General features: G+C 70.3%; 9 protein-coding genes. 7 read left to right on the forward strand and 2 right to left on the reverse strand.

Annotation, left to right across the window (positions count from 1 at the left end):
- The first annotated feature begins 110 nt into the window (after window positions 1-110).
- The 7 genes from AB0B61_RS32825 (at window position 111) to AB0B61_RS32855 (ending at window position 10,759) form a co-directional block, all read left to right on the forward strand.
- The gene (locus AB0B61_RS32825) at window positions 111-2,777 is read left to right on the forward strand and encodes a lantibiotic dehydratase (protein ID WP_358440118.1); all 2,667 of its coding nucleotides are present in this window, start codon (window positions 111-113) and stop codon (window positions 2,775-2,777) included.
- Window positions 2,770-3,831, forward strand: coding sequence for a lantibiotic dehydratase C-terminal domain-containing protein (locus AB0B61_RS32830; RefSeq protein WP_358440121.1), 1,062 nt, complete (start codon window positions 2,770-2,772; stop codon window positions 3,829-3,831). Before AB0B61_RS32825 ends, AB0B61_RS32830 begins: the two co-directional genes overlap by 8 nt.
- A gap of 3 nt (window positions 3,832-3,834) precedes the next feature.
- Entirely contained in the window at window positions 3,835-4,863 is a 1,029-nt protein-coding gene (locus tag AB0B61_RS32835) for a thiopeptide maturation pyridine synthase (protein ID WP_358440124.1), read from the forward strand.
- Window positions 4,860-6,278 (forward strand): SagB family peptide dehydrogenase, encoded by a 1,419-nt coding sequence (locus tag AB0B61_RS32840; protein WP_358440127.1) that lies wholly within the window; start codon window positions 4,860-4,862, stop codon window positions 6,276-6,278. Before AB0B61_RS32835 ends, AB0B61_RS32840 begins: the two co-directional genes overlap by 4 nt.
- A 269-nt stretch (window positions 6,279-6,547) precedes the next feature.
- Window positions 6,548-8,365: a YcaO-like family protein gene (locus AB0B61_RS32845; RefSeq protein ID WP_358440130.1), complete on the forward strand. Its 1,818-nt coding sequence runs from the start codon at window positions 6,548-6,550 to the stop codon at window positions 8,363-8,365.
- Window positions 8,358-10,346: a TOMM precursor leader peptide-binding protein gene (locus tag AB0B61_RS32850; RefSeq protein ID WP_358440132.1), complete on the forward strand. Its 1,989-nt coding sequence runs from the start codon at window positions 8,358-8,360 to the stop codon at window positions 10,344-10,346. The genes AB0B61_RS32845 and AB0B61_RS32850 overlap by 8 nt, the downstream gene beginning before the upstream one ends.
- An 11-nt stretch (window positions 10,347-10,357) precedes the next feature.
- Window positions 10,358-10,759 (forward strand): hypothetical protein, encoded by a 402-nt coding sequence (locus AB0B61_RS32855; protein ID WP_358440135.1) that lies wholly within the window; start codon window positions 10,358-10,360, stop codon window positions 10,757-10,759.
- On the opposite strand, the gene AB0B61_RS32860 is transcribed toward AB0B61_RS32855, so the two are convergent.
- Together AB0B61_RS32860 and AB0B61_RS32865 are read right to left on the reverse strand one after the other, a co-directional pair.
- Window positions 10,662-11,924 (reverse strand): MAB_1171c family putative transporter, encoded by a 1,263-nt coding sequence (locus tag AB0B61_RS32860; RefSeq protein ID WP_358440138.1) that lies wholly within the window; start codon window positions 11,922-11,924, stop codon window positions 10,662-10,664. The two genes, AB0B61_RS32855 and AB0B61_RS32860, sit on opposite strands and share 98 nt — an antisense overlap.
- A gap of 51 nt (window positions 11,925-11,975) precedes the next feature.
- A complete protein-coding gene (locus tag AB0B61_RS32865; protein WP_358440140.1) occupies window positions 11,976-12,395 on the reverse strand; it encodes a helix-turn-helix domain-containing protein in 420 nt (139 codons plus the stop codon).

The following is a 12,395-nucleotide window of genomic DNA, read 5'->3' on the forward strand; positions in this document are numbered from 1 at the left end:
GTCTTTTCCTTCACCTGGATGTTTCGTTGTGTTTGTTCTTGGGTTTCTGGCCGGGGGGGGGGGGGGGGGGGGGGCCGGCGCCCCGGCTCTGGCGCTTCCGGGAGGAAACGGTGATCTTAACGAGCGGCGCCCACGTGGAGTCGTCTGTCGTGGTGCGGATCGCGGGTGTGCCGGTGGCGGCGTTGTCGCGGCTGCGCCTGGACAGCGCGTACGGCCGGGCGGAAGAGCTGGCCCGGCGGGCGGCCACGTTACGGCGCGACGGCGAGGCGTTGGCGGAGGCGCTGTATCCCCTGATCGGAGCGCTGGACCCCGGCACGGCCAAGCCGGCGCTGGTCGGCCTGCGCCGGGCGCTGCACCAGCGACGACTGCCCCGCGACACCGAATGGAATGCGCGGGTCGCCGCGCTCGTCCCCGCCGAGATCGGCGACGCGATCGAATCCTGGATCGTCTCCAGGCACCGGCTCGACGAGGGGCGACGCGCGCTCGACGACGTGTTCGCCGCCGAAGTGCGGGAGAAGGAGCTGGTCCTGCGTGAGGTGGTCGGCCATCCGGGCTTCCGCCGGGCACTGTCCCAGGCCAGCCCGGCCCTGTTCGGCGAGCTGGCCAAGTGGCTGGCGGACGCGCGGCGGCGGCCGCGCAGGCAGTCCATGGCCCGGCTGGCGAAGTACCTGGCGAGAGCGGCCGCCAAGACGAGTCCCTACGGCACCTTCATGGCGAGCGGCACGGGAACGTGGGCGGACGGCGAATCAGGTGAGCCCGTACGGTTCACTCCCGCCGAGGTCCAGGGAGTGCTCGAGATCCACACCTTCCTCCTCCAGCGAATCGGCGAGACGCTCACCCGCGATCCGCGCCTGGCCCGGCACCTGGCCGTGCGGGTCAACCCGAGCGCGACCTCGCGGGACGGGACCGTCAGCTTCATCGGGCGCTCCGCCGAGGAACCCATCGTCACCCTGCCGGCCACCGCCGCGGTCGAGGCATGCCTGAACCTGGCGGCGCGCCGCCCGGGGTCCACGCTGGCCGGGCTCCGTTCCCGCCTGGCGGGCGGCGCCGCCGACGAGTCCCCGGTCGAGGCGTTTCTCCAGGCGTTGGTGCGGGCCGGGCTCCTGGAGGAGCAGCACCCCGTCGCCGACCAGTCGGCCGATCCGCTGGGCGACCTGGCCGCGTGGGTCGAGGACCACGGGGGAGCCGAGTTCGCGGACGTCGTCCAGGCGTTGCGGCGGGTACGCCGGCAGGCGCGGCTGCCCGTGGTCGTGGACGACGTCGAGGGGCATTGGAAGCGGCAGCACGAACTGGAAACCGCGCTCACCGACCTCGCGGAACCGCTCGGCTTCGAGCCGGCCGCGCTCGACGGGCAGGGCCGGCACACCTTCCGTGAGAACGCCGTCTTCACGGGTCCGGTGGCGGAGGCCGGGTCGGCGGCATGGCGTCCGGCTTTGGAGGATCTGGACGTGGTACGGCGCTGGCTGGGCGCCTTCGACCTGACGCTGCCGTTCCGTATCGCCCTCGGCGCCTACTTCGCCGAGCGGTTCGGCCCGGATGCCAGCGTACCCCTGCTCGTCCTGCACCGAGCGCTCCAGGAGGTGCTCGCCCAGGACGGCGAATCCGCCGAGCTGAGCGACGCGGCGCGCGAGGTCGCCCGGCTGATGGGCCCGTCGCTGGGGGCGGGCGGCGCTCTGTCCGAGAGCCCGCTGCCGCGGCTGCGGGAGCTGGCCGCGATCCAGCGGGAGGCACGTCAGGCGGTGCTCGCCCAGCCGGAGAAGGACGGGGTGGTGAGCGTCCCGGCGGAGCTGATCAGGAAGCTGACGGAGGACTGGCCGTCATGGGTCGTCCCGCCGCGCTCCCTCGCCTGCTATGTGCAGGTCGTCCCCGGCCCCGGTGAGCTCGGCCTGGTGCTCAACGCGGCGCACACCGGTTACGGCCGTGGACGGAGCAGGGTGCTGGCCCTGATGGCGGAGGCCACGGGCGAGAGCCAGGCCACGGGGCATCGGCCGAGTGCCCGGGTGCTCGCCGAGCTGGGCGGAGTGGCCGCCTCGGCGTTGAACCGACGGGTGCCGCATGTGGCGTACGAGATCGACTATCCCTTCGCGGTCAGCAGCCGTCCCGCCGAAGAGCGCATCCCCCTGGGAGACCTCGGGATGGCCCTCGATCCGCGCAGCGGCCTGCTCAAGGTGGTCTCGGAGCGACTGGGCGCCGATCTTTCCGCACTGCATCTGGGCATGATGTCGGACCTGCTGCTCCCACCGGCGGCTCGGCTGCTGATCCAGGTCTCGGGAGAGACGCACTACGTACATCCCAGCATTCCGTTGCTGGCGGATCAGGCCGATCTGGACCTTCCCTCGTCGCTGGTGGCCTATCCCCGGGTGGAGATCGGCGGCGTGGTGATCCAGCGCGCCCGCTGGATCTTGCCGAAGGAGCTGCTTCCGGAACGGGCCAAGGGCGAGGGCGACGCCGCCTACCTGCTGCGCCTGGTGTCGTGGCTGCACGAGCACGACATCCCGGTGCGATCCTTCGTCCGGTTCGCGCATTCGGAAGAGGGGGAGGGGGCGGGGGACTGGACGCAGTGGATTTTCGACAAGTCCCGCAAGCCTGTCTACGTCGACTTCGCCAACTGGTTCCTGGTCACGGCCTTCGAGAAGATGCTGGCGAGTTCGGGGCCGATGGTGATCTTCGACGAGGTGCTGCCCGACTTCGCGGACGCGCTGGGGCCGGACCCCGATGACCCCAGTGTCACCGAATTTCTCATCGAGATCTCTGACCAGGACGGCCGGCATGCATGAATCGGACTGGGTCAGCGCCCACGTCTTCTATCACGAGAACCTGGACGTGCTGCTGACGAACGCGGCCGGTCCGCTGATCGCCGAGCTGGCCGGGCGCGAGCTCGCGGAGGCGGCGTTCTTCCTGAGGTACTGGGACGGGGGGCCGCATCTGCGCTTCCGCGCGCTGCCCGCCGACCCCGCGTACCGGGCCGAGGTGGAACGGGTCATCGCGGAGCGGTTCGAGAAGTATCTCGCCGAGAATCCGGCGGGTCGTTCCATGAGTCAGCGGGACTATGCCGGCATAGGCGAGGCCCTGTCCCGGTGGGAGGGGCTTTCCGGACATACGGCGCGGCTCTTCCCGAACAATTCGGTGGCGTTCATCCCGTACCGGCGTGAACACGACCGCTACGGCACCGGGGCCTCGATGGAGGCGGTTGAGCGGCACTTCGCGGAGTCCAGCCGCATCGCCCTCGGGCTGCTGCGCGACGGCCTGCGGCCGGCGGACCGCACCACCGCGGGAGCCGCGATGATCCTGCTCACCTGGTTCTGCGGCGAGCGGGACGCGGCCCGGCTGGCGCCGTGGGTCAGCATCGACCAGGACCGGCCCGGCGACATGGCGGAGGCCGACCGGCTCGGCGACACGACCGAGGCCGACCGGCTCGGTGACGCGACGGAGGCTGACCGGCCCGGCGACGCGACCGGGGCCGGCTTCACCCAACCGACCGCGCAACCGACAGCGCGCCAGCGTGATCGCGTCGTCGGCCTCGCTCGCGGGATGAGAGAGCTCGCCACGCACCTGGAGCACGTCTCCGGGCCGGGCTCCCTGGTGGACTGGGCGCGATCGGTGTCCACGCTCCGTGACGCGCTGGCCGTCGAGGCCGCCGCCGGCCGGTTCGAGCCGCCGCCCCGAGGCTGGGAGGGGGAGGGCGCGGTCAAGACGCGGCAGGTTCTCACCGTTCTCGACATCTGCGCCCACCTGGTCTGCAACCGGCTGGGCGTGACCGTGCAGGAAGAGGGGGCCGTGCGGCGGCTGTGCGCGGACGCGGTGGCCGTACTCGCGGAGGAGGGGAGATAGTCCGTGCGCTGGAACAGCATTCACGTCCGCTACTACGACCATGACAAGGACCCGTTGATCCTGCACGGAGTACGCCCGCTCTTCCATGAGGTGGCCGGGCAGGTGGACGGGCTCTTCTACACCCGGCACTGGCGGCAGGGCCCGCATCTGCGGCTCAACTTCCGCACCGACCCCGACACCTTCACGCACGTGGTGCGGCCGGCCGCCGAAAAGATCATCGGCGGCTGCCTGGCCGAGCACCCTTCATCGCTGCCGCTCGACCCCCAGCGGGAGCACCCCTCGCATCAGCGGCTGGCCGAGCTGGAACGGGAATCCGGCCCTCTGACGCCGTGGTTTCCCGACAACACCCTGCGCGTCGCCGAGTACGACGACCGGACAGAGGTACTGGGCGGGCCGCACATGGCCGACCTCGTGGCGGATTTCTACGCCGACACCACCGACCTCGCCTTCGCGATGACCGAGGCCGGTGGCGGCGCGCGACGGCGGCAGCTGGCGTTCAAGCTGATGGTGGCGACGGCGCATCGCCTGTCGGGCACCGACATCTCCCAGGGATACTTCACCTTCAGGTCGCACGCCGAGGCGTTCCTGGCGACCTTTCCGGAAGCGCGCGGGATGCGGCCGATGTGGGACGGCTACTTCCGCGAACACCGCCCGATCCTCCTCGCCCAGCTGCGGGCGGTGCTCGGCGGCGACGACGTGGACGCCGCGCTGCTGGCGGACTGGGAGGCCGCGCTCATCCCGTACCTACGGCGTGGGGCGCGGCTGCTCGAACAGGGCGCGTTCGTCGTGCCGACCGTCAGCGCCGAGCAGGAGTCGAAGCTGGCCGAGTCGAGTCCCTTTCATCGCGCGGGTTACGCCGATCCCGTGTGGGCGGAGATCCGGGACGCGCCCGAGTTCCTGTTGTACCGGCTGATGCTCAACCTGACTTATCTGCACATGACCCGGCTCGGCATCGTCCCGGTCGAGCGTTTTCTCCTGTGTCATCTGCTCGCCAACACCGTGGAGGCGTACCTGGAAGGAAGTGGATCATGACCGGCGAGGCTCCGGCGTACGAGGAACATCTGCGGCTGCGGCCGGGGGTCTACAGCGCGACGGGCGCGAACGGCGAGCTTCATCTGTTCCGTCATGATCTGTGGCGGAGGGTGGCCTCGTTCGGGCCGGTGGGCGCGGGAGGTCGGGCCGTACTGCGTCGCCTGGCCGAGGGGCCGTGCCCGCCGTCGGAGCTGACGGCGCTCGGTGCGTCCGACCCAGAGTTCCTCGGGGCGCTGCGGAGCGGGGGATGGGTGACGACCACGCTGAGCCATCTCGGTCGGCCGTTGTACACGGTGCAGCCCGTCCGAGCGCCCGACCCCGACGTGGAGCAGGACATTGACCATGAGGTGAAGCTGTCCGGTTTCGCGGTGTTCCGGCGTGAAGGGGAGGACATCCTCGCCGAGGCGCCGACCTCGTGGGCGCAGGTGCTGATCCATGATCCGGAAGTCGCGGCCATGCTCACGGAGATGGCGCGGCCGCTCTCGGTCAGCACGTTGAAGGGCCCGCTGCCCGAAGAGCTGATCGCCAGGCTGCTGCGGGATCTGAGCTGGACCGGCATCGCGATCCCCGCCGGGAGCGAGGCGGAGTCGGAGTGGCGCCTGCGTCAGTGGCGACCGCACGACCTGTGGTTCCACTCGCGCAGCCGCAACGGGAACGGGGGCTACCTCGACGCCGGATTCGGCCGGACGAAATGGGGACAAGGGCAGTTCCCGCCGCTCCCCGCGCGCCGGGAACCCTATCCGGGACCCGCGATCGACCTGCGGGTGCCGGACCTGGACGAGATCCGCGTGCGCGACCTCGGGTTGACCGACGCCATCGAGGAGCGCCGCTCGATCCGCGAGCACGACGACGACCGCCCGATCACGGTCGATCAGCTCGCGGAGCTGCTCTACCGATGTGCCCGGGTACGCCGGGTCAACGTGTGGGAGGGCGTGGAGTACGTCGACACGCCCCGTCCCGCCGGTGGCGGGGTGGACGAGCTGGAGCTGTACCCGGTCGTCCGGAATGTCGCTGGCCTGGCGCCGGGCATGTACCACTACGACGCGCACGAGCACAGGTTGCGCCTGGTCCGCGACCCCGGGCCGGCGGTCGGGCGGCTGCTCGCGACCGCGGGCCGGGCGGCGGCCACCACCACGTTGCCCCAGGTCCTGATCGTGGTGTCGGCCAGGTTCGGGCGGGTGATGTGGACGTACGAGGAGATGCCGTACGCGCTGATTCTCAAGCATGTCGGGGTGCTCTTCCAGACCATGTACCTGGTCGCGACCGCGATGGGACTGGCCGCCTCCGGTCTCGGCGGAGGTGACGCGCCGGCCTTCAACGAGGCCACGGGAGCCGATCCGGCGATCGAGGCCAGCGTGGGCGAGTTCATGCTCGGGAGCCGGCCGAGCGCGCCCGCCGACGAGGAACAGGAGTAGACGAACGTGGGCCTACTGCTACGCCCGGATGCGTTTTATGCCCCGGATTCTGCGGGGATGTACTTGCTCACGTATCGGGGATCCAGCCATTTGAAAGGCCGATCCGTCGGTCCGTTGATCGACCTGTTGAAGCCTCCGGCCAGGAGAGCGGCCTGGAATATGTGGGCCACGAGAGCACTCTGGAATATCCGGAATATCGCCATGAGGTGGCGTTCATCGGGCATTTCCGAGACTCGCCTATCACCATATTTCGGGCATATCGGGATAAAGTGGTGCTCGTTCTGGGGCCGGGGGACATGGTGCCGTGGGTGGCGCGTGCCGCCGTGCTCACGGGATCGCGCCTGGTGAAGATGGCGACCTTGGAGCCTCAGGACGTCGAATGGGTCGAGCGCGGGCGGCGTACCCCTGACCAGAAGGTCGAGTGGCACCGGTTCGCCGACTTCAGTGAGGAAGGGCTGCTGCCCCTGCTCGACAGCGCGGACCTCGTTCTGCACGTCTCCGGCGGCGCGGCGCATGAACCGCTGCTCGACCGGCTCTGCGCGGAGCGGAGAATCCCCCTGGCTCAGGCGGTCGTGCTGGACGACGAGGTCTGGCTCGGCCCCGAGGACCTCGGCACGCGATCGGCGGCGAACTGGACGGCAGGCCGCCGCCGGGTGTCCGCCCGGCCCGCGCCGCTCCCGCCCACCACCGCTGACGAGCCGTGGGCCGCCGCCGGAACTGCCGAGGAGACGCACACCGCTGCCGGGGCCGTCGACGAGACGCGGGTCGCCGCCGGGGCCGTCGATCGGACGAGGGCTGCTGCCATCGCTGGGGTCCTGGTTCAGCTGGCCTTTCGAACCGTCACCGGGTTGCTGGACGACCACCGTGCCCGGCTGACCAGGATCGACCTTTCCACGCTGCGCCGTACGTCGCACGTCTTCGTCCCGCACCCCTACGCCCGGTCGGCCGAACCCGTGGGGTCCGGAGCCGCCGACCCGGCCCGCGACGGCGCCGTTCTCGGTCGGGAGGCGTTCTCGCGGCGGGCGGTGGTGTGCGCCGACGATCTCCTGGGTGTGTTCGGGGAGCCGACCGAGCGCGATTACGCGCAGATTCCGCTGCACGTCAGTGAGGTGGAGGTGCCGGACCCGGTCGGACTGCTCGGGGGCGCCGTCTCAAGGGTCGTTGGGACGGGGCTCGACTTCGAGTCCGCGCGCCACCGGGCAGCCCTGAAGGCGTTCGCCGTCTACGCCTCGCTGATGGTGGATCCGCGCCGGCTGCTCGCGGCCGACGGCCGCACTCCGCTGGCCGCGCCGGGGTCGGACCCCGACGCCCTGCTCGCGGACCTGCGGACCGGCAGGATCAGCGGGTTCGTCCTCGGCCACCGGCTCGCCGACGGCGGCACGCGAGCCGTAGCCGCGGACGTCGCCTTCCCCGCGCTGGCCGGCACGGCCCGGGCCGGTGGCCGGACGCCGACCCGGACCCCGGGGATCACTGCGGGACTCGCTCCGGAGATGGCCGCGGAAGTCACTGCGGGAGCCACTGCGGGCATCGCCGCCGGATACAGCTGGCAGGAGGCTGTCGACGTCGCGCTGGCCGAGCAGGCGGGGCGGCTGGCACTCGCCGACCTGGCGCACCGGACGACGCCGTTGCCCCGGTTCGACCTGGACAGCGGGTCGCTGCCACCGCGTGGCGAACGGTACAGGTCCATGCTCCAGGCCACGGGCGAGGCGGTCACCTGCTACGACCTCACCGGGCCGTCGGGGATTCCGGCCGCCATGAGTTACCTGGGTGACACGCCCGTCGGATACGCGGGCGGGTCGTCGGCGGCTGAGGCCGTGACCGGTGCGCTCGAACAGGCCCTCCTCCACTACCAGGCGCGGCAGAACAACCAGCCCGCTTATGCGCCACCCGTGCCGCCGGGCATACCGCCCGGGCTACGCGGCTCGGCGATCCGCCGCCTGCCCGACGACTTCCGTACCGACTCGGCGAGTCTGGTGTCCGCGCTGGTCAGACGCGGCCTCTCGCCGGTGGCGGTGCCCCTCGACCACGATCGTGAGGTTCATTCGATCATGCCGTACACCGTCCGCGTGGTGCTGACCCATGCATGAGATCGCCGTCCTCGGTGAAGGGCTGCTCAAGGAGAGCATCGTCGCGGCGCTGTCCGGCGGCGGATCCTCCGTCTCGCCGCTCCTGACGTCCGGTGCCGTCGCGGTCGTCGTGGCCCATGACCGCTGGGACCTGTCCGGCTACGCGGAGGTCAGAGCCGCCGCCGCAGAAGCGGGCGTGCCCTGGTTGCCGGTACGGGCCGAGCTGGGGCGGGTCGTCCTCGGTCCCCTGGAGGAGTCCGGGCTGCCCGGTTGCGTGGACTGCGGCGAGTTCCGGCGGAGACTGGCCCATCTCCAGCCCGACGGGCACGAGACGGTGTGGCGAGAGCAGGGGGCCGCCCTGTCCGCGCTGCCGTCGGCCTGGCTCACCGGACTGTCGGCCGACCTCGCCGCCGCCTTGGTCGCCGAGGAGATCGCCCGGGTCGTCGACCGGGAGACCGCTGCCGCTGAGGAGATCGTTCGGGTCGTCGACCGGCAGACCGCGCGTACGAGGTCCGCCTTCGTCTACGTGGATCTGGAGACGCTGGCCGTCGAGGCGCACCCGTTCCTGCCCGACCCGCTCTGTGACACCTGCGGGGCGCTGCCGCCCGACGACCGTTCGCGGGCGGACATCTCCCTTCAATCCCGCCCCAAACCGGCCCCGGACGTCTACCGGCTCCGCTCGATGACCGGCGAGGTGGACACGCTCAAGGCCAGGTACGTCGATGGCGAGAGCGGTCTCATCCGATCCGTCCTGAAGAGCACCGAGGGCGGCATCGTGGTCGCCGCGGCGCCCATGGGCCTGCGCCAGGGCTCGACCGAGTACGGCTTCGGCCGTACCCGTAACTACCAGGGCAGCCAGGTCACCGCCATGCTGGAGACGCTGGAACGGCACGGCGGCATGGAGCCCGGGGGAAAGCGCACCACGGTGTCGGCCAGTTACGCCGAGGTCCGCCGCGACGCGATCGACCCCCGGACGCTCGGCCTCTATCCGGCGGAGCGGCATCGGATCCCGGGCTTCCCGTACCGCCCGTTCGATGAGGAGCAGGTGTGCCGCTGGGTCTGGGGGTACTCCTTCGCCCGCAGCGCTCCCGTGCTGGTCCCCGAGACCTACGCCTACTACCGGGCCCGCCACCATGACGCCGCGCGCCCGCCGTTCGTCCAGGAGGTCTCCAACGGCTGCGCCCTGGGCGGCAGCCTGGAGGAGGCCGTCTTCCATGGGATCCTCGAAGTGGCCGAGCGCGACGCCTTCATGATGACGTGGTACGCGCGCATGCCGGTCCCGCGGATCGACGTGACCTCCGCCCGCGACTCGATGATCCCGCTGATCACCGAGGCCATCGAGGCCGAGAGCGGCTACCAGGTGATGCTCTTCGACACCACCCTCGAACAGGGCATTCCCTGCGTCTGGGCGATGGCCGTCGATCCAGGCGACGACGAGAAGCGCCCGAAGGCCGCCTGCTCGGCGGGCGCTCACCCCGTCCCGGAGCGCGCGATCGAGAACGCGCTCAACGAGCTCGGCCCGCTCCTCGCCGACCTCATCAAGCGCTACCCCGACCACATGGACGAGGCCGGCCGGATGGTGGACGACTCGTCGCTGGTGAAGGAGATGGAGGACCATCGTCTGTTGTACGGCGACCACCGGACGTACGACCGGCTGCGCTTCCTCACCGAGACGCCACGGCGGCGGCACATCGACGACCTTCCGGCGCCGGCGCGACTCCGCAACGCCGATCTCCGGGACGACCTGATCGAGCTGGTCAACCGCTATCTCGTCACCGGTGCCGACGTCATCGTGGTGGATCAGACGACCCCCGAGCACGAGGTGTCCGACCTTGCCTGTGTGAAGGTCGTCATCCCCGGCACCCTGCCGGTCACCTTCGGCCACGAATACCGGCGGGTCGACGGTCTGCCGAGGTTGTACGACGTGCCGTACCGGCTCGGATACCGGGATCGGCCTCTGGAGCCGCAGGACGTCAACCCGTACCCGCATGCTTTCCCCTAGAAGGGCCGGCCATGTTCGTATCGATCGTCGCCTGGGATCTCAGCAGGTCCACGGAGACCGTGGAGAGCCTGCGCGACTACCTGCGGGACTACGCCGTCGACGCCTACGCCACGCTTGAGGGGATGCGGCTGAAGGTGTGGTTCTCCAATCCCGCCCGCCAGACCTGGGGGGCGGTCTACCTCTGGGACTCCGCCGACGCCATGGACGGGCCCGCCCGGGTGAGCCGCGTCATCGAGCTCATCGGTTACCCGCCCACGTCGGTGAGCGTCTTCCAGCTGGAAGCCATCGCGGAAGGCATCAGTGTGTATCCGAGCCTCACAGGGCTCGGCGCCGCGATGGAGACCGTGAGGGAAGCCACGATGGAAGGCGCGATGGAAGGCGCGATGGAAGGAGACCACTCGACCGCGGGCTGAGCGGGTTCGCCTGCTGTGAGGTCTCTGGTTCGGCTCTGACGGCCGCCGCCAACCGGATCAACCAGTCGAGTTCGGCGTCGGGGTCGGCCGGGCTGTTGTCGGGGATCGCCGGTCCGGGCGGATCCGGCCGCTCGCCGAGCCTGCTGCGGCGCAGGGCGGAGGCGATCAGAGCGGCCTCGACGGCGATGGTGCGCGCGTCATCGGACAGGCCCGTGGCCTGCGCCCGTCGCGTTTCGGCGATGCGCGGGTCGAAATAGGGGAGGAGCAGCAGGCGGCCGTCCCAGATTTCCACGATCCGCCGGTACAGGGCCTGTTCCGGTTCCCGGAAATCGACGTGCCGGGTCCTCGGCGGATCGAGGGCGATGGCCGGGAACGCGTCGTACAGCGGTTTCCAGAGCGGGAAGAGCTTGCGATAGGAGCGATCGAGCGACCACCACCGCGCGAGATGGTCCAGGCCCAGTCGCGGGCCCGTGACGGGCAGCAGGATGCCGGTTACGACGAACAGGATCGCCAGGCGGAACACATCCCCGATCAGGTTGCCGTACAGCCACGGCACGTCCCATCCGAGAAGGTGAGCGGACATGGCGGCGAACCGCAGCACGGCATAGGCGATGGTGCAGGCCAGACCGAGCAACAGCAGCCGCAGGCCGTTGCGGAGGGAGAAGCCGCTCGCGGCACTCGCGCGGTAGTGCGTGGCGCGCGCGACCTCGGTGACGGTCAGCGCCAGGTACGCGACATAGACGTAGGCGGCGGCCGAGATCACCGGGATCTGTACGGCCATCCGCTGGCTGGCCAGGGCCTCCGCGTAGTTGGACGGGGTCGTCGCGTGCAGCACGCCGATCAGTGCCAGGACGCCGGTCAGCAGCCGCAGACGTAGCCGGGCGCTCCGCATGGCCTGCTCAGCCGGATAGACCATGTAGAGAAACGCGCATTGCCCGGATGTCGCGGCCATCAAGGTCAAGCAGTTGGAGAGGGTGCCCGCGGTGTTGAGTGCCGTGTGGCCGTCGATCACCTCGTGGACGGTCTGGTCCTGCAAGCAGATCGACACCGAGAGTGTCAGCAACGCGGCGCACAGCCAACGCGTCGACCGGCAGCCGGGTTGGGCGCGGAGGTGGAACAGCTTGATGCCCACCGCGATCCAGCCGGCGACGGCCAGGCCGATCAAGATAGGCGCGCCATGGCCGGCGGCGGACATCGAAGATCGGCCGCCAAGAGATCATTCATCGGAGGGATTCTCCAGCTTCCAGAGCTGATTGACCATTTCGGTGATGGCGGCGCGGCTGCCTTGGGTCAGCTCGGCGCTGCGCAGGGCGATGTGCGTGACACCCGCCTTCCGCATGCCGGCCAGCAGCTCCAGATCCTTGTCGATCTTGGCGGTCTCCGCGTCGTCCAGGAAGTAGGCGACCGGCACCCCGAAGAACGCGGCCAGCGCCGTCAGGTGCATGATCGTCGGATTGACCCGCCGGCCCGTGCGCAACTGCCAGATATAGGTATGCGAGATCTGTACGTCCTCGCCCTTGCTGATGGCCTCCGCGACCGCGACGTTGCTGTATTCGGCGTCACCTTGGCGACGGACCGTCTGGAACAGCCGGTTCAGCTTGTCGGCCAGCGTCCGGGGAGTCTCATCAACGCTCAT

This window comes from Nonomuraea sp. NPDC049158, assembly GCF_040648335.1.
Classification (GTDB): domain Bacteria; phylum Actinomycetota; class Actinomycetes; order Streptosporangiales; family Streptosporangiaceae; genus Nonomuraea.

Bases quoted from the DNA above. Each gene is read 5' to 3' on its own strand.
- AB0B61_RS32850 (WP_358440132.1), top strand. From the start codon at position 8,358: ATGCATGAGATCGCCGTCCTCGGTGAAGGGCTGCTCAAGGAGAGCATC.
- AB0B61_RS32830 (WP_358440121.1), top strand. From the start codon at position 2,770: ATGCATGAATCGGACTGGGTCAGCGCCCACGTCTTCTATCACGAGAAC.
- AB0B61_RS32865 (WP_358440140.1), bottom strand. From the start codon at position 12,395: ATGAGCGTTGATGAGACTCCCCGGACGCTGGCCGACAAGCTGAACCGG.
- AB0B61_RS32840 (WP_358440127.1), top strand. From the start codon at position 4,860: ATGACCGGCGAGGCTCCGGCGTACGAGGAACATCTGCGGCTGCGGCCG.
- AB0B61_RS32855 (WP_358440135.1), top strand. From the start codon at position 10,358: ATGTTCGTATCGATCGTCGCCTGGGATCTCAGCAGGTCCACGGAGACC.